The following is a 26,089-nucleotide window of genomic DNA, read 5'->3' as shown; positions in this document are numbered from 1 at the left end:
GCCCGCTCTCCGAAACGCCCGGCCAGAGGTGCCGGCCGGTGCGGTTGCCCGGCGAACGGAGCCCGATCACGGAACAAGCTCAGCTTCACGGACACGGCAACGACTTCCCCGAACCAAATCGCAGGTCTTTTGCTAGGGCGGCACGGCCGCGCGCGTCGCGGGGGCGTCGACGGGCCTGCGCGATGAGGCGACGGGCCGGTCGCCTGTCGACAAAAACGTCATGCCCGTCGACCAAATTGCATCTTCAAGGACTTGGCAGCACCGCGCATCCGTGCCCGCGCCGCCGCCTTCTTCCTCATGCGTTGGGTGATTCCCCATTGCGCGAAATGCCTCTATGCAGAGGCGCATGGCCCTCTTCAGCCTCGGCTCGAAACCCTTTTTCGACGATAAGAACCGCGCCTTCTGGATTCTCCAGTCGGCGGGATGGGCAGGCTATCTGCTCCTGCGCTCGCTGGGCGGGCTCGCCAACGGCATGGGCGTGCTCTTCCTGGTGCCGAGCGCGCTTAACACCGCCACCGGCTATTCGCTCACCCTGCTGATGGCGTCGATCTTCCGCCGGCTGATCCACCAGAAGCCGATCATCACCTGGGGCGTATCGATCATCGTGGTGATGATCGCGTCGGCCGCCTTCTCGACGATCGAGGTATGGGCGCACGCCACCTTCTACCGACCGGGAGAGATGCCGTCGGGCGTCCAATTCCTCGGCGCCATCCTGCTCGATTTCGCGCTGCTCGCCGCATGGTCGGCGCTTTATTACGGCATCAATTTCTACCTGCTGCTCGAACAGCAATCGGATCAGCTGCAGAAGCTGGAAACCCAGGCGTCGGCCGCCCAGCTCGCGATGCTGCGCTACCAGCTCAACCCGCATTTCCTGTTCAACACGCTGAACTCCATATCCACGCTGGTGCTGCTGAAGCAGACCGATCGCGCCAATGCGATGCTGTCGCGGCTTTCCTCCTTCCTGCGCTATACGCTGGTGAACGAGCCCACCGGCCAGGTCACGCTGGCGCAGGAGGTGGAGACGCTGAAGCTCTATCTGGAGATCGAGAAGATGCGGTTCGAGGACCGGCTCCGCCCCAGCTTCGACATCGATCCGGCGGTGTCGCAGGCCCGGCTGCCCTCGCTTCTCCTCCAGCCGCTCGTCGAAAACGCGATAAAATATGCGGTCACGCCTCTGGAGGAGGGCGCGGAAATCGCCGTATCCGCGCGGCTTGCCGGGGATCGGGTGCAGATCACCGTGTCCGATACGGGACCCGGCTTGCACGACGCGGTGAACCGCCCCACATATTCGACCGGTGTCGGCCTAGCGAATATCCGCGACAGGCTGGCACAGGCTTATGGCGCCGACCACCGTTTCGAGATCCAGGGGGAACGGGGGGCCGGGTTCGGCGTCATGATCGAAATACCGTTCAGGACGGAAGAGCCCAAGGAACCCGCATGACCATCCGCACCATCCTTGTCGACGACGAGCCGCTAGCCATCCAGGGCCTGCAGCTCCGCCTGGAAGCGCATGAGGATGTCGAAATCATCGAAACCTGCACCAACGGCAGGGAAGCCATCCGTGCCATCAAGACGCACAAGCCCGACCTCGTCTTCCTCGATATCCAGATGCCCGGCTTCGACGGCTTCTCGGTGGTCCAGGGGTTGATGGAGGTCGAACCGCCACTGTTCGTGTTCGTCACCGCTTATTCGGATCACGCGCTGCGCGCCTTCGAGGCCGATGCCGTGGACTATCTGATGAAGCCGGTCGAGAATGAACGGCTGGCCGACACGCTCGATCGCGTCCGCCAGCGGCTGGCAGAAAAGCGCAGCATCGAGGAAGCCGGCCGCCTCAAGGAGGCGCTGGCCGAACATGCGCCCGAAGCCGCCGAGGCGATGCCCGACGCAACCGACGCGCCGGCCTCCAGCCGCTTCGAAAAGCTGATCAACATCAAGGATCGCGGCCAGATCTTCCGCGTCGACGTCGACACGATCGAGCGGATCGATGCCGCCGGCGACTATATGTGCATCTATACCGGCGACAACACGCTGATCCTGCGCGAAACGATGAAGGATCTGGAAAAGCGGCTCGATCCGCGCCGCTTCCAGCGCGTCCACCGTTCCACCATCGTCAACCTCGATCTGGTGAAGCAGGTAAAGCCCCACACCAATGGCGAATGCTTCCTGGTGCTGGATTCGGGCGCGCAGGTGAAGGTCAGCCGTTCCTATCGCGACGTGGTGGCGCGCTTCGTCCACTGAGGCGCGTCCGGGAAGCGGCGCCCGCGCCTTGAACGCAATCGCCGGGATGCCGTCCCGGCGGTCGCGGGATAGGAGCGGGTCCACGCAAACATAAGGGACCGCCCGTGCCGACCACCGCCGACAAAGCCCGCATCTTCGCCGATCTCCACGTGCCGGGGCGCCCGCTCCAGCTCTTCAACATCTGGGATGCGGGCAGCGCGCGGGCGGTGGCCGATGCCGGGGCCCCGGCGCTGGCGACGGGAAGCTGGTCGGTCGCGGCGGCCCACGGTCTCGATGACGGCGAGGCGCTGCCGCTCGCCCTCGTCCTCGCCAATCTCGAACGGATCGTCGCCGCGGTCGATCTGCCGGTGACGCTGGATTTCGAGGGCGGCTACGGCACCACGGCGGACGAAGTCGGCCGGTCTGCCGCCAGCGCGGCCGGAATCGGCGCGATCGGCTTCAATATCGAGGACCAGCAGATCGGCGGGAACGGCCTCCGCCCGATCGGCGACCAGCAGGCCCGCATCGCCGCGATGCGGGCGGCGGCGTCCCACGCCTTCGTCAACGCCCGCACCGACATCTTCCTGAAGGCGCCCGCCGCCGCGCATGACGATGCCGCGATCGACGACGCCCTCGTCCGCGCGCAGGCCTATGCCGATGCCGGCGCCAGCGGTTTCTTCGCCCCCGGCCTGGCCGATGAACGGCTGATCGCCCGGTTGTGCGAACGATCGCCATTGCCCGTCAACATCATGATGTTCCCGGCCGTGCCGCCCGCCGCCCGCCTCGCCGAACTCGGCGTCGCCCGCATCAGCCACGGCCCCGGCCCCTACCGGCTGGCGATGGCCGCCGTCACCGAGGCCGCCCGCGCGCTCTATCCCTGAAGGCGGGGCTGCTCAGGCCTTTCCGGGCACGAAGGCCAGCGCCAGTCCATTCATGCAGTAACGCTTGCCCGTCGGCCTCGGCCCGTCGTCGAACAGATGGCCCAGATGCCCGCCGCAGCGCCGGCAATGCACCTCGGTGCGGGCATAGCCCAGGCTGCGATCGCCGCGCGTGCCGACCGCATCGGGCAGAGGCCGCCAGAAGCTCGGCCAGCCGGTGCCGCTGTTATATTTGGTGCGCGAGGAGAAAAGCGGCAACGCGCAGCCCCGGCAGGTGAAGGTGCCGGGGCGATGCTCCTTCAGCAGCGGGCTCGATCCCGGCGGCTCGGTCGCCTCGCGGCGCAGCACGGCATAGGCGTCCGGCCCCAGCCTGCGCCGCCATTCGGCATCGGAAAGCCGGTAGGGGAAGGTCTCCTCCGCCCTGGCATCGCCCGCCAGCAGCCGCCCCGCGCCAATCGACACCGCCGCCAGCGCTAAGCCGCCGGCCCCCAGCATCTGCCGCCTGTCCATCGCCATGCCGGCCTCCTGCCTTGCAGGACCGATATGGGGACGGCACCTCCGCTTGTCAGGCCCGGCCCGAAGATGCGCGGAACATCACATTCTGGCCCGGCGCCGGCCCGCTCAGCTGGTCCGCCACCGCCGGAACCAGCGGCGGCGCGGCCCGCCCGATTTCAGCACGCTCACCCGGAACCGCCGCGCCGCGAAGCGGATGATCAGGCCGATCCACAGCGCCTGCCAGCCGATCGCCAGCAGGTGCGGCCAGATCTCCGGCGCCTGGGCGGCCCGCGCGATCATCGCGAAGGGGGAACTCCACGGAAAGACCGTCGCCGCCTTCGCCAGCCCGCTCTCGGGCGCCGCCACCACGCTGGAGGCGAGCGCCACCACCCCCAATTGCCCCATCGTCACCGGCATGGAGAGCGTCTGCACCTCGCGCACGCTCGATGCCTGCGCGCCGATGCCGAGGAACAGCGCCCCCAGCAGCAGATAGCAGGCGACGAAATAGACGGTGCCGAGCGCCACGAACGCCCCCCAGCCCACCGCCGGCACCGGCAGCGTCACCGCCGGGAACAGGCCGCGCAGCGCCAGCAGGGCCATCGCCCCCCACACCGCGATCCCGGTCAGCGACATGGCGAGCATCGCCGCCAGCTTGCCCAGGAAGATCGCGTCCACCGGCACGGCGGCGGCCAGCACCTCGATCACCTTGTTCGATTTTTCCTCGATCAGGTTGGACAGCAGCATCCCCGCCAGGATCATGGTGAGGAACATCAGCACCAGTTGCCCCGCCCGCGCCGTGGCGGCATGGCCCGCCGCATCGGGGCCGGCCGCGCGCTCCACCACCGTCTCGCGGAAGGCCACCGGCCCCGGCGCGGCCGCGCCGGCATCCGCCATCGCACGGGCAGCGCGCGCCTCGTCATAGATCAGCGCCAGCCGCCCGCGCACGTCGGCCACGCCCGCCCGCGGGCCGATCAGCCGGGGCGCATCGATCCCGCCGCGCGCCACCGCCACCACGCCGTCGCTCCGGTCCGCCAGCAACCGCCGGGTCTGGGCCTCTGCCCCGCCTTCGGGCGCCGCGATATGGAGCATCGGCAGCATCGCATCGCCGAGCCGTTCGGCCAGCCGCCCGCGCGCGGCATGGAGCAGCTCCGCCTCCGCCGGGCCGGCGATCACCGCCACCGCCGGCCGTTTCTGGTCCGCGCCGCCGCCGGCACCCGCGATGCTGAACAGCAGCCCGGCCAGGATCGGCAGCAGCGGCCCGATCAGGAACAGCAGGAAGGCGCGCGAGAACACGCTCGCCACATAATCGCGGCGGGCGATCACCCAGGCGGCGCGAATCACGTCGATCATGCCGCGTCCTCCAGCGCATGCCCGTCCATCGCCTTGGCCGCCGCCTCGCCGGCGATCGCGACGAAGGCGTCGTGCAGCCCCGGCCGCTCGATCGACAGCGTCTCGATCCCCGCGCCGCCGTCGATCAGCGCCTTCAAAAGCGGCTCGACCCCGCTGTCGGGCAGCGCGAACCGCCAGAGGTGGCCCTCACGCACCGCGCCGGACGGCAGCGCCGCGCGCCACGGCCCGTCCGCCGCCCGCGTCGCCAGCCGCACCTCGGGCTTCAGCCGCGCGCGCGCCTCCTCCACCCCGCCTTCGAACCGCACCCGCCCGCCGGCGATGATCGCCACGCGCTGGCACAATCGTTCGGCATGGGCGATCACATGGGTGGAAAAGAGGATGGTCACGCCGTCCGCCGCCTGCGCACGGATCACCGCTTCCAGCCGTTCCTGATTCAGGGCATCCAGCCCGGAAAAGGGCTCGTCCAGCACGATCAGCCGGGGCCCGGTGGACCAGCGTGCCCAATAGCTGCACCGTCTGCGCCATGCCCTTGGAAAGGGTGCGGATCGGCTTGCGGCGCGCCGCGCCCAGGCCATGCGCCTCCAGCATTTGATCGGCCCGCGCGCGGCCTTCCTTCAGCGGCAGCCCGCGCAGCGCGCCCATGAAGGCGATCGCCTCGCGCGCCTGCATGCCCGGATAGAGGCCGCGTTCCTCGGGCAGATAGCCCACCTGCCGCGCCACCTTCAGCGGCCGCGCCTCGCCCAGCAGGGTGCGGTGCCCGGCATCGGGATCGATGATGCCCAGCAGCATCCGCAAGGTGGTGGTCTTGCCCGCGCCATTCGGGCCGAGCACGCCGAATATCGATCCCGCCGGCACCGCGAGGTCGATGCCGTCGACGGCCCGGAATCCGCCGAAATCCTTTACCAGCCCGTGCGCCTCGATCGCATGTCCGTTCACGTCCGCATCCCGTCCTGCCGCCGCCCGGCGCCATGCCCACCTCCCCGTTTCCGCCCGTTCGGGCTAAGGAAGGGGCGCATCCACCCAGATCGACGAGGTTTCCCGCCCTTCGTGCCCCATCCATCCCATCATATCGACAACAAGGCGTTGACGGCGGAGCTGAAAATCGAGGCCCACCGCCTCGGCTTCGTCGCCTGCGGGGTGGCGCCGGCCGATGCCACGCCCGATTCGGCCATGCGCCTGCGCGAATGGCTGGAAAGCGGCGCGCATGGCGACATGCTGTGGATGGAGGAACGCGCCGGCCAGCGCGGCTCGCCCCGCGCGCTATGGCCGGACGTGAAATCGGTGGTGATGCTGGGGATGAGCTACGCGCCCGCCGAAGATCCGCTGCGGCTGGCGGACACGCCCGGCATCGCCCGCATTTCGGCCTATGCGCAGGGGCAGGATTATCACGATATCGTCAAGAAGGCGCTGAAGGCGCTGGCCCGCTGGCTGGTCGATCGGGCGGGCGGCGATCTCAAGGTGTTCGTCGATACCGCGCCGGTGATGGAAAAGCCGCTGGCCGAAGCGGCCGGCCTCGGCTGGCAGGGCAAGCACACCAACCTCGTCAGCCGCGATCATGGCAGCTGGCTGTTCCTGGGCGCGATCATGACGACGCTCGATCTGGCGGCGGACGGCCCCGGCCGGGGCGGCTGCGGATCGTGCGACGCCTGCCAGCGGGCCTGCCCCACCGCCGCCTTTCCCGCGCCCTACCGGCTCGATGCCCGGCGCTGCATCTCCTACCTCACCATCGAGAACAAAGGCCCGATCCCGCACGAATTTCGCGCGGCGATGGGCAACCGCATCTATGGCTGCGACGATTGCCTGGCCGTCTGCCCGTGGAACAAGTTCGCCGCCACCGCCGCCGCCAACCGCGCCTTCGCCGCGCGGGCGGAGCTGGCCGCGCCCGAGATCGCCGATCTCCTCGCGCTCGACGATCCCGCCTTCCGCGCGGTCTTCGCCGGATCGCCGATCAAGCGCATCGGCCGGGACCGCATGGTCCGCAACGCGCTCATCGCCGCCGGCAACGATCGCGGCCGTCACCTGCTGCCGGCCGTCCTCCGCCTGCTGGACGATCCCACCCCCATGGTGCGCGGCGCCGCGATCTGGGCGCTCGAACGCATCGATCCCGCCGGCTTCGCGGCCGCGCGCGCAAGCCGCCTGCCGGCCGAGGCCGATGCCTCCGTCCGCGCCGAATGGCTGGGCATGGCGATGGAAGCATAACGGCCCATAGGCGCGCCGCCTTCATCGCGGCCGGGCTGGTCCTTCCAGAAATGCGGCGATGGCGTCGACGGTCGCGCGCGGCTGCTCCTCCATCAGCCAGTGGCCGGAATCGGGAATGGCCAGCTCCGTCACGTCGTCCGCCGCCGATCGCATGATGGCCGCCATCGTGCCGCCGAGGGACTGGCTGCCGCCGATCGCCAGCACCGGCATCTTCAGCGGCCCGCGGGCGACGAAGGCGCGATTGTCGATCACGTCCTGATCGAACGCCGCGAATTGCGAAAAGCCCGCATGCATGCGCCCCGGCGCGGCATAAAGCGCCGCATAATGCACCCGCGCATCCTCGGGAAAGGCGGTCCGGCTCGCCGCGAACTCGTTCCAGAACCGGTCGAGATAGATGCGCTCGCGCCCCGCGACGAGGCGCTCCATGTCAGGCCCGCCGAACCGGAAATGCCAGAGCAGCGGGTTCTTCAGTATCTCGTCCCACGGGCCGACGCCGGGCAAGGGGGCGTCCATCATCACGAGGCGCGTGGTGCGTTCGGGATAGGATTCAGCGAACGCGAAGGCCACCATGTTGCCGATGTCGTGGCCGACGACATCGGCCCGCGCCGCGTGGAGATGGTCGAGGATACCGGCCATGTCCGCTGCCTGATTCTTCTTGGTGAAGCCACCCGTGGCGACGGCCGAAAGGCCCAGGCCGCGCAGGTCGGGCACGATCACCAGATGATCGCGCATCAGCCAGCTGGCGAGCGGCACCCACATGTCGCCGGTGTCGCCATAACCGTGGATCAGCAGCACCGCCGGCCCCGATCCGCCGAAACGGACATGCAGCGTCGTGCCGTTCGTGGCGATTTCCTCGGATCGGAATCCCTTCGGGAAACCGAATTCCAGCGCGGCTGCCGGCGGCGGTGCCAGCAAGGGGAGGAACAGGGCAAGAATGGCGATCATCATGCGCTTCATGATCTTCTCCCGTCTCCGAATATCCCCATCACCGGCAAGGCTCTATCGGGGCCTGCCCGGAATTGGCGGAGCTCGCCCGGCACCGACCACCCACCCCGCCGGGTCGGGGTGGCATGAAAGACAGCCATTAGGTGTCAGCTTCCGGCTGTCCGCGCAACCGGCGCCGCGCCGTCGGGGCCGGATCAGCGCGCCTCCACCCGGCGGCTGAGCGCCGCGATGCAGGATGCCCGGTCGAAATCCTCGCCCGTCGGCGTCCGCGCGTCGAGGTAGCGCACCACCGGCTCCTGCCCGGCCGCGGGCGGATAGAGATAGGCGTCCAGCACGCAGACCGGCCCCGTATATTGCAGCTTGCGCGCCTGCGCCTCGCGCACATCGAGGTCGGGCACGCCGAACAGCATGTGGAGCGCGCGGGCGTCCTTGCCCAGCACCCGATCGAGCCCCATCGCCGGCGGCGGGGCGTTCACGATCGGGGCCGGGTGCTCGCCGCCGGCGGTGGTGCAGGCGCCGGCCAGCGCCAGCAGGGGCAGGATCAGGACCGAATATCTGCGCTTCAACCGCGGCTCCCATGAAAACGATGCGTCGCCAGCGCCGCACCGATCACGGGGGCGAGGAGGTTGACGACAGGGATCATGAACAGGCCGGCGGCGACAAGCCGGTCAGCGCGCGGCCGCCACGGGTGGGCGCGAGGCGGGCCTTGCGCGAGGCCGCGTCCAGATGGCGCACCGCCACCATCTCGTCGAGGTCGCGGCCCAGCGCAATGGCGTTCACCACCAGGAACAGGGCGACCGGGCCGATCGCCGTCAACAGCAGCAGCAGATAGAAAGGCAGCGCCAGCAGATTATATCCGATCATCCGCCCCGCCGATCCCAGGCCCAGCCGCAGCGCCTCGCCCCAGCCGGGCGGCCGCGCGCGCGCCGCCTCCGCCGGATAATGGCGTTCCTCCACGGCGGCGACCACCTCGTCGGAAAACAGGCCGATCACCCCCACCGCGATCGCCGGGAATAGCAGCCACAGGCCCAGGATCACCAGCAGCGCGGCGGCGATCCCGCCCTCGGCCGATCCGATGGCGCAGCTATATCCTTTCACGATCGCGCAAGGGTCGCGCCCGGTCAGCACCCAGCCCAGCACGAAGCCAGTGACGGCGAAGATCGCCAGCGTCAGCGTGACGGATTTCACCAGCACCCGGCGGATGCGGGGATCACCCAACTGGCCGATCGAAAGCATGAGCGCGCGGACCATGGCCCTATCTATCCGCCCCATCCCCGGTTGCGCCATCCCCGTCGTCCGTCTAGGCGCGGCTTTTCCACCTCAGGGAGACCCGCGTGACCGAACCCCGCCTCGATATCGTCGCGATCGGCAATGCCATCGTCGATGTCATTGCCCAGGCCGATGATGCCTTCATCGCGAACGAAGGCGTCGCCAAGGGATCGATGCGGCTGATCGACACCGAAACCGCGACCGGCCTCTACGGCCGCATGGGCCAGGCGATCGAGGCGAGCGGCGGTTCGGCCGCCAACACGGTGGCGGGCGCGGCCGCACTCGGCCGGCGCTGCGGCTTCATCGGCCAGGTGGCCCAGGATCAGCTCGGCGAGGTGTTCGTCCATGACATCCGCGCGCTTGGCGTGGAATTCGCCACCCCCGCCCGCGAAGGCGAGCCGCCGACGGCGCGCTGCCTGATCCTCGTCACCCCCGACGGCCAGCGCACGATGAACACCTATCTCGGCGCGTCGCAGTTCCTGCCGGCCGAGGCGCTGGATCGCGACATGATCGCGTCCGCCGCGATCCTGTATCTCGAAGGCTATCTGTGGGATCCGGCGGAGCCGCGCGCGGCGATGCAGACGGCGATCCGCATCGCGCGGGATGCCGGCCGCAAGGTTGCCTTCACGCTTTCCGACGCCTTCTGCATCGAGCGCCATCGCGACGACTTCAAGGCGCTGATCGCCGACGGCGCGATCGACATCCTCTTCGCCAACGAAACGGAGATCCTGTCGCTCAACCAGACTGAGGATTTCGAGGCCGCCGTCGCCGCCACCGCCGGCCAGGTCGAAACCCTGGTCGTCACCCGTTCGGAAAAGGGCGCCATCGCCGTGCGCGGCGGCGAGCGCTTCACGGTTCCCGCCCAGCCGATCGATGCCGTGGTCGATACCACCGGCGCGGGCGATCTGTTCGCCGCCGGCTTCCTCGCCGGCCAGGCCGAAGGCCGTTCGGTGGTGGACAGCCTCACCATGGGCGCGATCGCGGCGGCCGAGGTGATTTCGCATTTCGGCCCCCGTCCGGTGGCCGACATCAAGGCGCTCGTCGCCCGGAAACTGGGCTGATCGCGATCCCGGGCGGGGCGACCCGCCCGGTTCCCTTCAATTGCCGCTGGATTGCCGGACGGTGAAGCGCCCGGTCACGCGGCCGCCCTGGCCGCCGGCGACGCCCTGGCCGTCGATCGTCGAACGGCCGCTGTTGAGGTCGATCACCAGCCGGTTGCCGTTCACCGTGTTCTGGCCCTGGTTCAGCGTCACATTGCCCAGCATGGTGATCAGCCGGCGGTCGAGATCATAGATCGCCACCGATCCGCGCGCCGTTTCCGATGGGCTGCGCACCGTCACGCCGCCGGACGCATCCAGCCGCTTGATCTGGGTGCCGCTGGCGCCGCCGGCATAGGCCACGGTCAACCGCGCCGAATTCATCGTCAGGTCGGTCTGGCGGACATTGACGTTGCCGGAGAAGATGGCGCGATCGGCGCGGTCCTGCACCTCGATGCGGTCCGCCTCCACGTCCACCGGCGCGTTGCTGTCATGCCCCTTGAGCGCCGAAACCGAATTCTGGCTCATCGCGGGGCCGGCGGCGAGGCCGATCAGGATCGTGGCGAGGATGGCTGGTCGGCGGGTCATGCTGCTCATCTGCCGCCGCGCTGCACGATATGCAAGCGGGCACGGCCATCGAGCACGACGGTGCGGGCGGCGAGGTCCGCGGTCATCCGGTTGGCGCTGAAATTGCCGAGCCGCATCTGCCCGTCCACCGCGCCCCCGCTTTCCACCTGCCGGGTCTTCAGGTCGACCTCCACGTCGCGCGTGTCGAGGCGATACTGGTCCGGTCCGTCGAAGCGCACGGGGCCGTCGATATAGACCTTCTCGCTGTCCATGTCGTAGCGGCCGGTCTTGGCGCCGATGGTGGCGGGGCCGTCGGCCAGCTGGATCTCGGCGGAAAGATTGGCGAGCTTCACCACCGGATCGCGCGAGCTTTTCTGCACCGCCGATCCCGCGCGGATGGCGAAGGGCTGGCCCTTCGAATCCTCGCCGCGATAGATGGCGTCGGCGACCCGCAGCCTTTCCCTGGCCACCTCCACCCGATCCTTGGCGAGGACGAAGGAGATGTCGCGCCCCATCGTCAGCGGCGCCACGGCGAGGATGGCGACGAGCGCGCCGATCGCGCAGGGCAGCAGGATCCTGAGCACGCCGATCACGCGGTCATGGCCCGCGCCCGGCGCGGCCCAGGACTGGCGATCGCCGCGCGCAAGATCGGCGGCTTTAGACATGCGCGAAGATGTCGATCTCAGGCCAGCCGGCAAGGTCCAGCGCCGCGCGGTGCGGCAGGAAATCGAAGCAGGCCTGCGCCAGCGCGGTCCGCCCTTCGCGCGCCAGCCGCTCGTCCAGCTTCTCGCGAAGCTGGTGGAGGAAGCGCACGTCGGACGCCGCATAGTCGCGCTGCGCGTCGGTCAGCTCGGGCGCGCCCCAGTCGGACGACTGCTGCTGCTTGGAGACTTCCTGGCCGAGGATCTCGCGCACCAGCTCCTTCAGGCCATGCCGGTCGGTATAGGTGCGAATCAGGCGCGATGCGGTCTTGGTGCAATAAACGGGCTCGGCCATCACCCCGAGCCAATATTTGATCGCCGCCAGATCGAACCGGGCGAAATGATAGAGCTTGAGCCGCGCGGGATCGGCCAGCACCGCCTTCAGATTGGGCGCGTCATAGGCGCTGCCGGGGCCGAAGCGGACGAGATGCTCGTCGCCATGGCCGTCAGATATCTGGACGACGCACAGCCGGTCGCGCTGGGTGACGAGCCCCATCGTCTCGGTATCGATGGCGACGGGGCCGGGGGCGAGCACGCCTGCCGGCAGGTCCTCTTCGTGGAAATGAACGGTCATCCCATCCGCATAAGCGCGCAAGGCCCCGCGCTCAACAACCGAATCGGCCGCTCACGCCCCCTGCCGCCGTTCGGCGCGCCTCGCCTGGGCGCGCCGCTGCCAGATGTTGAGCGCCTCGACGCCCGCCGAAAAGGCCATCGCCGCGTAGATATAGCCCTTGGGCACATGCACGCCGAAGCCGTCGGCGATCAGCACCGCGCCGATCATCAGCAGGAATCCCAGCGCCAGCATCACCACCGTGGGGTTGCGCTCGATGAACTCGGCCAGCGGATCGGCCGCCAGCAGCATCACGGCGACGGCGGCGATCACGGCGATCACCATCACGGGCAGATGATCGGTCATGCCCACCGCGGTCAGGATCGAATCGATCGAGAACACCATGTCGAGCAGCAGGATCTGGATGATCGCGGTGCCGAATCCCAACGCCACATGCGCCTTCTTGTCCAGCAGATCCCCGGACGGCGATGGGTCCACCGAATGGTGGATCTCGGTGGTGGCCTTCCATACCAGGAACAGCCCGCCGACGATCAGGATGATGTCCCGCCAGGAAAATCGCGTCTCGAAGGAGGGCACGCCATGCGCATCCGGCACGCCCTGCCAGCCCAGGTCGAACACCGGCGCGGTCAACCCCACGATCCAGGCGATCATCGACAGCAGCGCCAGCCGCATCACCAGCGCCAGGCCGATTCCCAGACGCCGCGCGCGGCGCTGCTGATGCTGCGGCAACTTGTTCGAAAGGATGGAAATGAAGATGAGGTTGTCGATGCCGAGCACGACTTCCATCACCACCAGCGTCACCAACGCCGCCCACACGGCGGGATCGGCGAAGATCGCAAGCATATCTGTCATGAAGATCACCTTGCCGCTTGGTTTTGTCCCTCACAAGCGCGGCTGTGCGACAAACTGTAAAGCGTGGATTCGGCTGCGATCCTACACCGGTTGCCCCATCCTTGCGGGCGATGAGTCGAAAGCTCTCGCGCCAGGGCTCTTTTTCCGCTATTGATAGTGGCTGGCGCGCTGGTTTCGGCGCCGGAAGTCTCGTGGCCGCGCCCGGCTTTGAGGACTTGAAAATTCGTGGGGCGACGGGAAAGACTTGGGCAAAGCATGAGTTTCGATAGAGGACGGCGCGGGCAGCGCGGCGGCAGGGACAAGCGCGACAGTTTCGGCGACGAAAGCTATGGCGGCTTCGGTGGCGGTGACCGCTTCGGCGGCGGCGGCGATCGCTTCGGCGGTGGCGGCTTCGGCGGCGGCGGTTATGGCGGCGGCGGCGATCGCTTCGGCGGCGGTGGCGGCGGCGGCGGTTTCCGTGGCGGCGGTGGCGGCTTCGGCGGCGGTGGTAGCGGCTTCGGCGGCGGTGGCCGCGGCATGCCCGCCCAGGTGATCGGCGAAGGCACTGGCGTCGTTAAATTCTTCAACGGACAGAAGGGCTTCGGCTTCATCGTCCGCGACGATGGCGGCGAAGACGTGTTCGTCCGCATCTCGGCGGTCGAACAGGCCGGCCTCACCGGTCTTGCCGAAGGGCAGCCGCTGGGCTTCACCCTCGTCGATCGCGGCGGCCGTATCTCGGCCACCGATCTCAAGATCGACGGCGAACCGCTTCCGGTCGAGGATCGCGCGCCGCGCGATGCCGGCGCCCGTGGCGGCCCGCAGCGCCAGTTGACCGGCGAACGCGCCAGCGGCACGGTGAAGTTCTTCAACGCGATGAAGGGCTTCGGCTTCATCCAGCGCGATGACGGCCAGCCGGACGCCTTCGTCCACATCTCGGCCGTCGAACGGGCCGGCATGACCAACCTCAACGAGGGTGATCGGCTGGAGTTCGAACTCGAGGTCGATCGTCGCGGCAAATATGCCGCGGTGAACCTGAACCCGATCCAGTAAGCTCCGGCTGGCGGGCTTCGGCCCGCTGGATCGCATGAAAGGCCCGGCCCGCCCCAAGGCGGCGCCGGGCTTTTTGCTGGCGGCGCGCCGCAACCGCAGGCCACGTCGCCCACGATCGCTCACGTTCGCCCGGCCCATCCGGCCCATCCATCGCGAATCGGGCCCCGCCCGCCCATGCCGCGCCGCTGCCGCCGCTTGCGCGCGCGGCGCGAAACGATAGAAGCCTTTTCATGGATCGCATCATCATTCGCGGCGGCCAGCGCCTCGCCGGCCGCTTGCCGATTTCGGGCGCCAAGAACGCCGCCCTCACCCTCATGCCCTGCTCGCTGCTGACCGACGACAAGCTGACGCTCGGCAACCTGCCGCGCCTCGCCGATGTCGACAGCTTCGGCCATCTTCTCAACGAGCTGGGCGTGACAACGAAGGTCTCGCGCGGGCCGGACGGCGAATATGGCCGCGTGATGACGATGGATGCGCAGCGCATCGCCGCCACCGTCGCGCCCTACGATATCGTCCGCAAGATGCGCGCTTCGATCCTGGTGCTGGGGCCGCTGCTGGCCCGCGCCGGCGAGGCGACGGTGTCGCTGCCCGGCGGCTGCGCGATCGGCAACCGGCCGATCGATCTGCACCTGAAGGCGCTGGAAGCGCTGGGGGCGGAGATCGAGCTGGCCGCCGGCTATGTCCGCGCCATCGCGCCGGACGGCGGCCTCAAGGGCGGGCGGATCGTCTTCCCGGTCGTATCGGTCGGCGCGACGGAAAATGCGGTGATGGCCGCCGTCCTCGCCAGCGGCGAAACGATCATCGACAATGCCGCGCGCGAGCCCGAGATCACCGATCTCTGCAACTGCCTGGTCGCCATGGGCGCGGAGATCGACGGCATCGGCACCGAACGGCTCGTCATCCAGGGCAAGCCCCGGCTGCACGGCGCCGAATATCGCGTCATGCCCGATCGCATCGAGGCCGGCAGCTATGCCTGCGCGGCCGCGATCACCGGGGGTGAGCTCGATCTCGTCGGCGCGAAGGCGGACGACATGCAGGCGGTGATCGACGATCTGCGCCAGGCCGGCGTCCATGTCGCCGTGCGCGACGGCGGCATCACCGTCGCCGCCGACGGCCGGCTGCGTGCGCTGACCTTGTCCACCGCGCCCTTCCCCGCCTTCCCCACCGACATGCAGGCCCAGTTCATGGCGATGCTGGCGCTGGCGGACGGAGCCAGCGTGCTTACCGAAACCATCTTCGAGAACCGCTACATGCACGTGCCGGAACTCACCCGCATGGGCGCGGATATCCAGGTGCGCGGCCGCACCGCCGTGGTGCGCGGGGTCGAGAAGCTGCGCGGCGCCGAGGTGATGGCCACCGATCTGCGCGCCTCGATGAGCCTGGTGCTCGCCGGCCTCGCCGCCGAGGGCGAGACCCAGGTCCACCGCGTCTATCATCTCGATCGCGGCTATGAACGGCTGGAGGAGAAGCTCTCCCAGGTCGGTGCCGACATCGAGCGCGCGGGCGGGGACTGATCCCGCGCGCGCGGCGATTCGCCGGCCGCCGCCCTTGGTTGGTTGAGGATCAGAAACGAGCGGACAGGCGGATTTTACGGTATCGCCGACAGGGGCCGCGATCATGGCATCCACCCAAGTGGCGGATAGTAACCGTGAAATCCGCTCCGACATCGTCCAATTAAATTTGTCCTCCGCGCAGACTGTTAAATATTCGCACCTAAGATAGGACTTGGCGGTCCTTGAACATGGTGCCCGATGGCGAAGCGGACGAACGATTTCCTCCGTCAGTTCCTCCTGCCGATCACGGCGGTGGTGGTGCTGTTCGCCGCGACTGTGGCGGTCCTGCTGGTCTGGGCGACGCGCGAGGCGGATGCGCTTTCCGAGCGCCGCCAGGCCATGATGGTCGATACCATCCTCAAGGATAATGCCACCCGCGTCGCCCACGATCAGGAAGCGATCACGCTGTGGGATGAAGCGCTGCGCGGCGTGCGCGCCGACCCGCCCGATCTCGACTGGATCGACGGCAATATCGGCCGCTGGCTGCACACCTATTACGGCCATGACGACATCTTCATCCTCGATGCCGCCAACCGGCCGATCTATGCGCTGCGCGGCGGGCGTCGCGCGGCCCCCACCGCCTTCGGCGCGATCGGCGGCGAAGCCCTGCCGCTGGTCGCCGCGCTGCGCGCCAGCCTGCGCGCGCCGGACCGGGGGGACGCCGTCGACCCCGCGACCAGCGGCTACAGCCCCGGCGCCAGCGACATCACCGTCATCGACGGCCATCCGGCGGTGGTCAGCGTCAAGCCGATCGTCGGGGATCAGGACCGGGCGGCGCAGGCGCCGGGTTCCGAGCCGCTGCTCGTCAGCGTCCAGCATCTCGACGGGCCGTTTCTCGAAGCGATGGCCCGGCAATATCTGCTGGACGGCGCCCGTTTCTCCTGGGCTCTCCAGCCCGTCCCTGGCCAATCCCATGCCGTGATCCGGTCCCGCCGGGGCGAAACGGTGGGCTATCTGGTCTGGAACAGCTTCGCGCCGGGCAGCCGCGTGATGGGCAAGGTGGCGCCGGTGCTGATCGTGGCCCTGCTGGCGATCACGCTGATCGTGGCCCTGCTGCTGCTCCACATCCGCCGCACGCTCACAGCCCTCAGGGCCAGCGAGGCGCACGCCCAGCATCTCGCGCTCCACGACAACCTCACCGGGCTCGCCAACCGCACCCTGTTCCGCAGCCGCATGGATCTGGCGCTCGTCGCCGTCCGGCGCGGCGGCACGCCGCTCGCCATGCTGTGCCTCGATCTCGATCGCTTCAAGCCGGTCAACGACACGCTGGGCCACCCCGCCGGCGATCAGCTGCTCTGCCAGGTCAGCGCGCGGCTGAAGGCGGTGACGCGCGATACCGACACGGTCTCGCGCCTCGGCGGGGACGAATTCGCCATCATCCAGGCGCATGCCCCCACCATCGAAAGCGTCGAGCGGCTGTGCCAGCGCATCGCCACCGCCCTCAACGAGCCGTTCGACGTCGACGGCACCATGGTTTGCGTCGGCGTCAGCATCGGCGTGGCGATCGCGCCGCTCCACAGCACCGATCGCGTCGACCTCGGCCGCAAGGCGGATATCGCCCTCTACGAGGCCAAGGCGCGCGGCCGGGGCCGCGTCGTCCTGTTCGAGGAAGCGATGGACGCCTCCGTCCAGCGCCGCCAGGCGATCGAGAAGGACCTGCGCGAGGCGATCGCCGCCGGCAACCAGTTCGAGCTTTACTACCAGCCCGTCCACGATGCCCGCACCCGGGCGGTGATCGGCGCGGAGGCGCTGGTCCGCTGGCGCCATCCCCTGCTCGGGCTGATGGCGCCGGCCACCTTCGTGCCGATCGCCGAGGAATGCGGCCTGATCGAGCCGATCGGCGAATGGGTGCTGCGCGAGGCGCTGGCCGCCGCGCGCGACTGGCCGCTGGAAAGCATCGCCATCAATCTTTCGGCGGTGCAGCTCCGCAATCCGGCGCTCGTCGATATCGTCCAGGAGGCGATCACGGCGAGCGGCATCGAGCCCCGCCGCGTCGAGCTGGAGATCACCGAGACCAGCTTCGTCGAGGATGAGGATATCTGCCGCGCCAATGTCGCGGCGCTGCGCGCGCAAGGCGTGCGGATCGCGCTCGACGATTTCGGCACCGGCTATTCCTCCTTCACCCATCTGCGCACCTTCGCGGTGGATCGCATCAAGGTGGACCGCTCCTTCGTCGCCGGCATCAACCGGCGGGAAGGCGGCAGCGCCATCATCCGCGCCATCGTCGGCCTCGCCAATGCGCGCGGCATCGCCGTCACCGCCGAGGGCGTCGAAACCGACGGCCAGGCCGAATGGCTGGCGGCGATCGGCTGCGGCACCCTGCAGGGCTATCTGATGTCGAAGCCGATGCCCGCCCGCGCGATCGGCAGCTGGTTCGACGCCGGCATCGCCGCCTGAGGGGATTTCCCGGCCCCGGCGATTCCGGTAGGAGCCGGATCATGCCCGCAACCCCCGCCTGGCCGCCGGCCAGCACGCCCCGCCTGTTCGTCGATACCCCGCTCGATACCGGGATTTCCGTTCCGGTCGAAGGCGCCGCCGCCAATTATCTCGGCAACGTCATGCGGCTGAAGCCGGGCGATCCCGTCCGCTTGTTCGACGACCGGAGCGGTGAATGGCTTGCCGAGGTGGTGGAGATATCGAAGCGCGCGCTCCGCCTCGCCGTCACGGGCCATCTCGCCCCGCGCGAGGCGGTGCCCGACCTGTGGCTGCTCGCCGCGCCCATCAAGAAGGGCCGGATCGACTGGGTGGCCGAAAAGGCGTGCGAGCTGGGCGTCGCCCGCCTCGCCCCCGTAATCACCCGGCGCACCATCGTCGATCGGCTGAACGGCGAACGGCTGCGCACACACATGATCGAGGCGGCTGAGCAATGCGGCCGCACCGCGCTGCCCACCCTTGCCGAGCCGGAGAAGCTCGACGCTCTGCTCCGCGCCTGGCCCGCCGATCGCGCGCTCTATTTCGCCGACGAGGCGGGCGATGCGCGGCCGCTCGCCGCCGTCGCCCGCCCCGGCCCGGCCGCGATCCTGATCGGCCCCGAAGGCGGCTTCACCGATGAAGAGCGCGCCACGATCCGCGCCCTGCCGCAGGCGGTGCCGGTCACGCTCGGCCCCCGCATCCTGCGCGCGGAGACCGCCGCCGCCGCCGCGGTCGCGATCTGGATGGCGACGGCCGGGGACTGGCGCTCGGAAAATATTTGAAAAATATCGCGGGCCTGCCATCCTCCACCGGCCAACAGGAACGGGGGCAGGATCGCAATGAACGAACCCGGCACCAGCCCGCAGGCGGGCTTCGACCTCAATCATCCCACGATCATCGCGCTGCTTTATCTCGGCAGCTTCGTGGTCGGCATCACCGCGCTGATCGGCCTGATCCTCGCTTATGTCTGGCGGGGCGAAGCCGGATCGGGCTGGGAGACGAGCCATTACACCTTCCACATCCGCACTTTCTGGATCGCGCTGGTCGCCGCTTGCGTGTCGACGGTGCTGATGCTGGTGCTGATCGGCTTCATCGGCTTCGTGGTGATCGGCATCTGGGTGGTGGTGCGCACCGTGCTCGCCCTTCTCGCCGCGCAGAAGCGCCAGCCCATCGCCAACCCGGAAAGCTGGCTCTGGTAGCGGCGCGTCTCCAACCGCAACTGATCACTGGCTAAGGGCCGCTCCGGTCGCTATGGGCGCGAGAATGAGCACGCGCACCGCATCGGGCCAGGAAGACCCCTTGATCGAGGGTCGCGACGACCTTCTCTCCATCTTCGCGAACGGCGAAAAGCCCCGCGAACGCTGGCGCGTCGGCACCGAGCATGAGAAGTTCGTCTATTGGCTCAAGGATCATCGCGCGCCTTCCTATGAGGAGCCGGGCGGCATCCACGCGCTGCTGATCGGGCTCACCAAATATGGCTGGGAACCGGTCTATGAGGGCGAGAACGTCATCGCGCTCGCCGGCCCGGACGGCAATGTCAGCCTGGAGCCGGCCGGCCAGCTCGAGCTTTCCGGCGCGCCGCTCGAGAACCTGCACCAGACCTGCGCGGAAACCGGCCGTCATCTGGAACAGGTGAAGGCGGTGGGCGACCGGCTCGGCCTCGGCTATCTCGGCCTCGGCTTCTGGCCGGACAAGACCCGCGCCGACCTGCCGATCATGCCCAAGGGCCGCTACGAGATCATGCTCCGCCACATGCCGCGCGTCGGCAGCCTCGGGCTGGACATGATGCTGCGCACCTGCACCATCCAGGCCAATCTGGATTATTCCAGCGAAGCGGACATGGTGAAGAAGTTCCGCGTCAGCCTGGCGCTCCAGCCGCTCGCCACCGCGATCTTCGCCAATTCGCCCTTCACCGAAGGCAAGCCCAACGGCTTCCTCTCCTTCCGCAGCCATATCTGGACGGATACCGATCCGCACCGCACCGGCATGCTGCCCTTCGTGTTCGAGGACGGCTTCGGCTATGAACGCTATGCCGATTACATGCTCGACGTGCCGATGTATTTCGTCTTCCGCGACGGCGGCTATGTCGATGCCGCCGGCCAGAGCTTCCGCGACTTCCTGAAGGGCGAGCTGCCGGCGCTGCCGGGCGAAAAGCCGCGCCTGGGCGACTGGAACGATCATCTTTCCACCGCCTTCCCCGAAGTGCGGCTGAAAAGCTTCCTGGAGATGCGCGGCGCCGATGGCGGCCCCTGGGGCCGGATCTGCGCGCTGCCCGCCTTCTGGGTGGGCCTGCTCTACGATCAGACCGCGCTCGACGCCGCGTGGGACGAGGTGAAGCACTGGACGATCGAGGACCATCACCGCATCCGCGCCGAGGTGCCGAGGCTCGGCCTCAAGGCCCAGGGACCGCGCGGCCGCACCTTCCAGCAGCTCGGCCAGCAGATCCTCGCCATCGCCGATGCCGGCCTTTCGGCCCGCGCCCGCCTCAACGGCGCCGGCGACAGCGAACAGGGCTATCTCGATCCGATCCGCGAGATCGTCGAATCCGGCAAGACCCCGGCCGAACGCCTCCTCGACAAATATCATGGCGAATGGGGCGGCGACATCTCCCGCGTCTATGAGGACATGCGCTTCTAAGGGGCCGCCCCAGATCGTCGGGCCAGCGCGGGCGGCAGCGGCGGGAAGCCGGGGGAAAAACTTGCCCCTTCCTCGCCCCCCTGCCGGACTCGCATCTGCAGCGGTGGAGAGGCCGCCAACTTGCCTTTTCCCACTCGTCATTCCCGCGCAGGCGGGAATCCATGGGCGGCGGCTGATTCGATTAAGCCGATAGCTCCCGACACAATGGATTCCCGCCTGCGCGGGAATGACGAATTTTTTGGGGGAGGGAGGAGACTGCGAAATGTCCGCTCCCTCGGTTTTCGGTCGTCAGTCAGGCCCGTCCGGCATTCCGAAACCCGGCAACCTATCGGCTGGGGCCTGCCCGCGCAGCCCGGACTTCGCTTACGATCCTGGCGCACCCCATTGCCTCACCGTATCACCCATGCAACACAGCAAGCCACTCGCCTGAAACAAATGGGGGCTCACGGTCTTGCAACGGAACGCGCTTCGCGGCTGGCTGTCCGGCATCGCGGTCGTCCTGGTCCTCGCGCTTTCGCAGGAGGCGCGCGATCTCGCGGCCGCCGTGGGGCTGCCGATTCCCCGCCTGCCCATCCCTTATGGCGGGTCGATTCTCGATAATCTGCTGGCGGTCGCCATCGTCTTGGCCGCCGCCGCCCTGCTGCTCCGCCGTTTCGCCGGGGTGCCCCGCAGCCTCGGCCTTGGCTTCAACGGCTGGCGCGGGCCGCTGCTCACCGCGCTGGCCACCCTGCCCTGCTGGATCGGCCTCGCGGTCAGCGGCACGCTGGCCCGCGACTGGTCCGCGCTCGATCTCGCGCTGCTCGCCTTCGCCTTCCCGCTGGCCGAGGAGATCGCCTTTCGCGGCTTCGGCTTCATCTTCGCCCGGCGGGCGCTGGGCTGGCCGCTCGGGCTGGCGGTGGCCGTGCAGGCAATCGGCTTCGGCCTCGTCCACTGGATCGGATCGGGCGGCGGTGAATTCAGCGCCATGGCCCTGCAGATCTTCGTCATCACCGGCCTGGGCGGCGCGATCTTCGCGCTGCTCGATGCGCTGGACGGCTACGGCATCTGGAGCGGCTGGGTGCTCCACGCCTCGCTCAACGCCGCCTGGACGATATTCGCCGTGTCGGAAAACGCAGCCTCGGGTTGGCTGGGCATCGGCCTCCGCCTCGGCAGCGCCGCGCTCGCCCTCCTTCTGGTCTGGAAGTTCCGGCGGCCGGCGCGGGCCTGATCTTACTCCACCAGCTCGGCCGCGCGCTCCGCCTGCTGGCGCGCCCACATCTCGGCATAGACGCCGCGTTCCTCCAGCAGGGCGGCATGCGATCCCCGCTCGACGACGCGGCCCGCCTCCATCACCACGATCTCGTCGGCATGGACCACGGTGGAAAGGCGATGGGCGATGATGATCGTCGTGCGCCGTTCCGAAATCGCATCCAGCGTCGTCTGGATCTCGTCCTCGGTGCGGCTGTCGAGCGCGCTGGTCGCCTCGTCCAGGATCAGGATCGGCGGATTCTTCAGCAGCGTGCGGGCGATCGCCACGCGCTGCTTCTCGCCGCCCGAAAGCTTGAGGCCGCGTTCGCCCACCCGCGTGTCATAGCCCTGCGGCAGCGACCGGATGAAGCTGTCGATCGCCGCCCCGCGCGCCGCCGCCTCCACGTCCTCGTGCGTCGCGCCGTCGCGGCCATAAGCGATGTTGTAGCCGATCGTATCGTTGAACAGCACCGTATCCTGCGGCACGATGCCGATCGCGCGGCGCAGGCTCGACTGGCTGACCTCCCTTATGTCCTGCCCGTCGATGGTGATGCGGCCGCCGCTGATCTCGTAGAATCGGTAGATCAGCCGGGCGAGCGTGGACTTGCCCGCGCCCGAAGGCCCGACCACCGCCAGCGTGCCCCCCGCCGGGATGGCGAAGCTCACGCCCTTCAATATCTGCCTGTCGGGATCGTAGCCGAAGCGCACGTCCTCGAAACGCAGCGCGCCGCCCGCGACCTTGAGCGCCGGCGCGCCGGGCCTGTCCACCACCTCGGGCGGCGTATCGATCAGGCCGAACATCGCCTCCATGTCGATCAGCCCCTGGCGGATCTCGCGATAGACCATGCCCAGCATGTCGAGCGGACGGAAAAGCTGGGCCAGCAGCGTGTTGACCAGCACGACATCGCCGGTGGTGAACATGCCGCGCGACCATCCCCACACCGTATAGGCCATGGCGCCGGCCATCATCAGGTTGGTGATCAGCGACTGGCCGATATTGAGCGCGGCGAGCGACGTCTCCACCTTCACCGTCGTGTCGGTCAGCCGGCGGACGGCGGTGGCGTAGCGCCGCTGCTCGACATCCTCGGCATTGAAATATTTGACCGTCTCGTAATTCAGCAGCGAATCCACCGCACGCTGGGTGGCGGCGCCGTCCTGCTCGGCCCACAGCCGGCGCACCGCCATGCGCCATTCGGTCACGCGGCGGGTGAAGAGGATATAGGCGGCCACCATCACCAGCGTCGCCACCACCATCCCCCAGCCGAACTTGACGAGGAAGATGGCGCATACCGCCACAAGCTCGATGATCGTCGGCGCGATGTTGAACAGCAGGAAATAGAGCATCGTGTCGATGCTCTTGGTGCCGCGCTCGATGATGCGGGTCAGCGCGCCGGTGCGGCGTTCGAGGTGGTAGCGCAGCGACAGCGCGTGGAGGTGGCGGAACACGTCCTCGCTCAGCCGCCGCGCGGCATCCTGGCCGACGCGTTCGAAGATGGCGTTGCGGATATTGTCGAACAGCACGCCACCGAAGCGCGCAGCGGTGTAGGCAACCACCAGCGCGACCGCGAGGCCCACCGCCGGTTCCAGTCCCGGCGCCATCCGGTCGATCGCCGCCTTGTAGGCGAAGGGCATGACCAGCGTCGCCGCCTTGGCCAGCAACACCAGCGCCAGCGCGACCACCACGCGCAGCCGCAGCGCCGGATTGTCGGCGGGCCACAGATAGGGGAGGAAGCGCTTCAGCGCGGCGAGGCCGGCTTCCGGGCTGGCGGTGTCGGGTGGGCGATCAGGCGGCATGGCGCCCTAGATAGAGCACGCTTGGCCGAACGCCAGTGCCTGCCGGGCGCAAGCATCGGTTACGAACGCCCGCAGGATGCAATCAGCGCGGCGAAAAGGGAAGGTTTCGGGAAAGCCGGGTTGTCCGGCTCGTGCCGGCTGCGGCCCAGTGGGGGTGGGCCGCAGCCGGAAGAGCGAGGCCGGTAGATGCACCGCATTCGTTCCGTGGGGGCAGAACATTGAACGCGGGCTCGACCACTCTTGGCGACCGTCTTCACCGGCGTTTTGGGGGGACCAGAACCTCCAACCCGCCGGCACTCGAAGCCGGATCGCTTCGCGGTGGCGCTTGGCCTCCGCTGATCCCGTTTATGCCCCGATCGCCCCCCGAAACTAAGTAAGAGACCGCATTTTACTGCCCGGTTCCCCCGTTCGTCGCATGCAGCGCAACCGATGGTGACACATCGACTTTCTGGGTTTATCGAAACGTAACGCCTACGCTGTTACCGTTACAGCGCCGGGCGGAGAATCGCGGCCGGTGGGACAGGCGGCCGGAAATGAGGGGGTGTGGCAGACCAGGCTGACATTGTTCCTCGCGGGGTGGACGGCCGGCGAATCGAAGCGGAGGTGGCGCGCATCTCCGCCGCGACCGATTTCGCGCGCGCGCCGGTCATGCGCCGGCTGCTGGACTTCCTTGTCGCCGAAACGCTGGCCGGCCGCGGCGATTCGCTGAAGGCCTATGCCGTGGCGGTGGATGGCCTCGGCCGCCCCGACGATTTCGATGCCCAGGCCGATAGCTATCCCCGTGTCCAGGTCGGCCGCCTGCGCCGCATGCTGGAGGCCTTCTACGCCCGCGAAGGCGTGGCGGACGGCATCCGCCTCCACATTCCGCCTGGCCAGTATCGCGTCTTTTTCGAATCGGATGTCCCATCGCCGGCCGCCGCGCCCGATTCGTCCACCGCCATCGGCGAACCCGCAACGGGAACCGCCACCCCGCCCATGGCGGGCGAAGGCGGGGCGCCCGCCACATCGCCGCCCTGGGTCGCCATCGTCGGCACCCTGCTGGCGATCGTGGTCGCCGCCCTGGTCGGCGCCGCCATCTACCTTACCCATCCCGCCGACACGGATATGACGGGCGACCCCAATCGCCTCACCCTGCCGCCCGAGCTGAGCTTCGCGCCGATCACCGGCCCGGCCGACAGGAGCGCGACCGAACGGTCCATCGATACCTTCCTGGTCGACGGCCTCAGGCGGAGCTGGCTGATCCGCCTGCACGAGGAGGAAAAGGGCGTCACCCAGGCCGAGGCGAGCGAGGCCGTCCGCCGCGAACTGGCGCAGGAACCGCCGAATCGCCGTCCCTATTTCCGCCTGACCGGCACGCTCACCAGCGGCGCCGAGCCCGAACTTCAGCTCCAGCTCACCAACATCCGCTCGGGCGAACTGGTCTGGACGGGCCAGGCCGCGATCGGCGACGGGCCGGACGCGATCAGGACCGCGCTCTCGCCTATCGTCACCGAGCTGATCCAGCCTTATGGCGTGATCGCCACCGCCACCCGCGCGGTGGAAGGCGACCGTTTCGCGCCGGGCCACCGCTGCCTCTTGGAATTCGATCGCTATCGCCGCGATCGCAACGCCGCGCTCAACCTGCGCCTGCGCGAATGCGTCGATCACACGCTCGCGCTCGAGCCCGGCCATGCGATGGCGCTTGCCGCCAAATCCTTCCTGGAGCTCGACCGCAAGGTCTACCGGCTCGATCCGTCCGCACCGGACGATATCGCCGTCACCAGCCTGGCCTATGCCCGGCGCGCGGCGATGGCCGATCCCTACAACGCCTTCATCCAGCTCACGCTCGCCCGCGCCTCCCAGTTCGCCGGCACCTGCGCGCTCACCGTCCGCAGCAGCCGCCGCGCGCTGGAGCTCAACCCCTATGATCCCGATCTGATGGGGATTGCCGGCCTGCTGCTGCTGAACTGCGGGCAGCCCGATGCCGAGGATCTGATCCGCCGGGCGGTGAAGCTCGATCCGGAGGCGCCGCTCGGCACCCGCAACATGCTGATCTACCTCGCGCTCGACAGGAACGACATCGCCACCGCCCAGCGGATGGTGGATGCGCTGCCGCCGCCAACCGCCACCGTCCAGGCTTCCAACGAGCTGGTGCGCGCCGTCGTCGCCGCCAGCGCTGGGGATATGGCGAAGGCGAAGGCGGCCTGGGCGCGGCTGGAGGCGGTGGACCCGCAAACCACGCAGGACCCCGATTCCATGTATCGCCGCTGGATGATGCCGCAACGCCTGCGCGATCACAGCCTCGCCGTGCTCGCCCGCGCAGGCTTGATCCCGCCGCGCGCTCCGTCCGCCGCAGCGCCCTGAACCTCCGCCTCCT

Annotated in this window: 23 protein-coding genes and 1 pseudogene; 13 read left to right on the top strand and 11 right to left on the bottom strand. The window is 68.7% G+C overall.

The annotated features are described in order from the left end of the window. The first annotated feature begins 346 nt into the window (after positions 1 to 346). The 3 genes from G432_RS11630 (at position 347) to G432_RS11620 (ending at position 3,098) form a co-directional block, all read left to right on the top strand. Positions 347 to 1,441: a sensor histidine kinase gene (locus tag G432_RS11630; protein WP_015459022.1), complete on the top strand. Its 1,095-nt coding sequence runs from the start codon at positions 347 to 349 to the stop codon at positions 1,439 to 1,441. Continuing rightward, entirely contained in the window at positions 1,438 to 2,238 is an 801-nt protein-coding gene (locus G432_RS11625; protein ID WP_015459021.1) for a LytR/AlgR family response regulator transcription factor, read from the top strand. Before G432_RS11630 ends, G432_RS11625 begins: the two co-directional genes overlap by 4 nt. Positions 2,239 to 2,342: 104 nt before the next feature. Next, positions 2,343 to 3,098 carry an isocitrate lyase/PEP mutase family protein gene (locus G432_RS11620; protein WP_015459020.1) on the top strand — a complete coding sequence of 252 codons (756 nt, stop codon included), beginning with the start codon at positions 2,343 to 2,345 and terminating at the stop codon, positions 3,096 to 3,098. A gap of 12 nt (positions 3,099 to 3,110) precedes the next feature. Here G432_RS11620 and msrB read toward each other — a convergent pair whose 3' ends face one another. From msrB to G432_RS11605, 3 genes and pseudogenes are all read right to left on the bottom strand, one after another. Continuing rightward, entirely contained in the window at positions 3,111 to 3,611 is a 501-nt protein-coding gene (gene msrB / locus G432_RS11615; RefSeq protein ID WP_015459019.1) for a peptide-methionine (R)-S-oxide reductase MsrB, read from the bottom strand. A gap of 105 nt (positions 3,612 to 3,716) precedes the next feature. Next, entirely contained in the window at positions 3,717 to 4,940 is a 1,224-nt protein-coding gene (locus tag G432_RS11610) for an ABC transporter permease (RefSeq protein WP_015459018.1), read from the bottom strand. Next, positions 4,937 to 5,876 (bottom strand): annotated as a pseudogene (locus tag G432_RS11605) (ABC transporter ATP-binding protein). The gene G432_RS11610 and the pseudogene G432_RS11605 overlap by 4 nt, the downstream one beginning before the upstream one ends. 111 nt (positions 5,877 to 5,987) lie before the next feature. Between G432_RS11605 and queG the strand changes: the two are divergent. After that, positions 5,988 to 7,139, top strand: a complete 1,152-nt coding sequence (queG, locus tag G432_RS11600) for a tRNA epoxyqueuosine(34) reductase QueG (protein ID WP_015459017.1) — start codon at positions 5,988 to 5,990, stop codon at positions 7,137 to 7,139. Between the two features lie 21 nt (positions 7,140 to 7,160). On the opposite strand, the gene G432_RS11595 is transcribed toward queG, so the two are convergent. From G432_RS11595 to G432_RS11585, 3 genes are all read right to left on the bottom strand, one after another. After that, positions 7,161 to 8,096, bottom strand: a complete 936-nt coding sequence (locus tag G432_RS11595; RefSeq protein WP_015459016.1) for an alpha/beta fold hydrolase — start codon at positions 8,094 to 8,096, stop codon at positions 7,161 to 7,163. Between the two features lie 182 nt (positions 8,097 to 8,278). Further along, positions 8,279 to 8,650, bottom strand: a complete 372-nt coding sequence (locus tag G432_RS11590) for a hypothetical protein (protein ID WP_015459015.1) — start codon at positions 8,648 to 8,650, stop codon at positions 8,279 to 8,281. A gap of 73 nt (positions 8,651 to 8,723) precedes the next feature. Continuing rightward, positions 8,724 to 9,335 carry an EI24 domain-containing protein gene (locus G432_RS11585; RefSeq protein WP_015459014.1) on the bottom strand — a complete coding sequence of 204 codons (612 nt, stop codon included), beginning with the start codon at positions 9,333 to 9,335 and terminating at the stop codon, positions 8,724 to 8,726. Between the two features lie 83 nt (positions 9,336 to 9,418). Here G432_RS11585 and G432_RS11580 point away from each other — a divergent pair, with 83 nt between their 5' ends. Next, the gene (locus tag G432_RS11580) at positions 9,419 to 10,414 is read left to right on the top strand and encodes an adenosine kinase (protein ID WP_015459013.1); all 996 of its coding nucleotides are present in this window, start codon (positions 9,419 to 9,421) and stop codon (positions 10,412 to 10,414) included. 36 nt (positions 10,415 to 10,450) lie between these two features. On the opposite strand, the gene G432_RS11575 is transcribed toward G432_RS11580, so the two are convergent. Genes G432_RS11575 through G432_RS11560 form a run of 4 tightly spaced genes read right to left on the bottom strand, consistent with a single transcriptional unit; the run spans position 10,451 to position 13,081 of the window. Next, positions 10,451 to 10,978, bottom strand: coding sequence for an LptA/OstA family protein (locus tag G432_RS11575; RefSeq protein ID WP_015459012.1), 528 nt, complete (start codon positions 10,976 to 10,978; stop codon positions 10,451 to 10,453). Between the two features lie 5 nt (positions 10,979 to 10,983). Beyond that, positions 10,984 to 11,622, bottom strand: coding sequence for an LPS export ABC transporter periplasmic protein LptC (gene lptC, locus G432_RS11570; RefSeq protein ID WP_015459011.1), 639 nt, complete (start codon positions 11,620 to 11,622; stop codon positions 10,984 to 10,986). Beyond that, positions 11,615 to 12,232 carry a ribonuclease D gene (locus tag G432_RS11565; protein ID WP_015459010.1) on the bottom strand — a complete coding sequence of 206 codons (618 nt, stop codon included), beginning with the start codon at positions 12,230 to 12,232 and terminating at the stop codon, positions 11,615 to 11,617. The genes lptC and G432_RS11565 overlap by 8 nt, the downstream gene beginning before the upstream one ends. Before the next feature lie 51 nt (positions 12,233 to 12,283). Beyond that, on the bottom strand, positions 12,284 to 13,081 hold the full coding sequence (locus G432_RS11560) for a TerC family protein (protein WP_015459009.1): 798 nt from the start codon (positions 13,079 to 13,081) through the stop codon (positions 12,284 to 12,286). A 255-nt stretch (positions 13,082 to 13,336) separates the two neighbouring features. Between G432_RS11560 and G432_RS24340 the strand changes: the two genes are divergently transcribed. From G432_RS24340 to G432_RS11525, 7 genes are all read left to right on the top strand, one after another. Next, entirely contained in the window at positions 13,337 to 14,110 is a 774-nt protein-coding gene (locus G432_RS24340; RefSeq protein WP_015459008.1) for a cold-shock protein, read from the top strand. 230 nt (positions 14,111 to 14,340) lie between these two features. Next, positions 14,341 to 15,624, top strand: coding sequence for a UDP-N-acetylglucosamine 1-carboxyvinyltransferase (gene murA / locus G432_RS11550; protein WP_015459007.1), 1,284 nt, complete (start codon positions 14,341 to 14,343; stop codon positions 15,622 to 15,624). A 237-nt stretch (positions 15,625 to 15,861) separates the two neighbouring features. After that, the gene (locus G432_RS11545) at positions 15,862 to 18,060 is read left to right on the top strand and encodes a putative bifunctional diguanylate cyclase/phosphodiesterase (RefSeq protein WP_015459006.1); all 2,199 of its coding nucleotides are present in this window, start codon (positions 15,862 to 15,864) and stop codon (positions 18,058 to 18,060) included. 41 nt (positions 18,061 to 18,101) lie between these two features. Continuing rightward, positions 18,102 to 18,857, top strand: a complete 756-nt coding sequence (locus G432_RS11540; protein ID WP_015459005.1) for a 16S rRNA (uracil(1498)-N(3))-methyltransferase — start codon at positions 18,102 to 18,104, stop codon at positions 18,855 to 18,857. Between the two features lie 57 nt (positions 18,858 to 18,914). Continuing rightward, entirely contained in the window at positions 18,915 to 19,274 is a 360-nt protein-coding gene (locus G432_RS11535; protein ID WP_015459004.1) for a DUF4870 family protein, read from the top strand. 64 nt (positions 19,275 to 19,338) lie between these two features. After that, positions 19,339 to 20,712, top strand: a complete 1,374-nt coding sequence (locus tag G432_RS11530; RefSeq protein WP_015459003.1) for a glutamate--cysteine ligase — start codon at positions 19,339 to 19,341, stop codon at positions 20,710 to 20,712. A gap of 451 nt (positions 20,713 to 21,163) precedes the next feature. Next, positions 21,164 to 21,919 (top strand): CPBP family glutamic-type intramembrane protease, encoded by a 756-nt coding sequence (locus tag G432_RS11525; RefSeq protein WP_015459002.1) that lies wholly within the window; start codon positions 21,164 to 21,166, stop codon positions 21,917 to 21,919. 2 nt (positions 21,920 to 21,921) lie between these two features. On the opposite strand, the gene G432_RS11520 is transcribed toward G432_RS11525, so the two are convergent. Then, complete coding sequence (locus tag G432_RS11520) at positions 21,922 to 23,733, bottom strand: ABCB family ABC transporter ATP-binding protein/permease (RefSeq protein WP_015459001.1); 1,812 nt, start codon at positions 23,731 to 23,733, stop codon at positions 21,922 to 21,924. A 543-nt stretch (positions 23,734 to 24,276) separates the two neighbouring features. Between G432_RS11520 and G432_RS11515 the strand changes: the two genes are divergently transcribed. After that, entirely contained in the window at positions 24,277 to 26,076 is a 1,800-nt protein-coding gene (locus G432_RS11515) for a hypothetical protein (protein WP_144062036.1), read from the top strand. Positions 26,077 to 26,089: the final 13 nt, after the last annotated feature.

It is taken from the genome of Sphingomonas sp. MM-1, assembly GCF_000347675.2.
Taxonomy (GTDB): domain Bacteria; phylum Pseudomonadota; class Alphaproteobacteria; order Sphingomonadales; family Sphingomonadaceae; genus Sphingomonas_E; species Sphingomonas_E fennica.
Note: the sequence above shows the minus strand (reverse complement) of the source record. Positions and strands in the feature narration are given on the sequence as shown.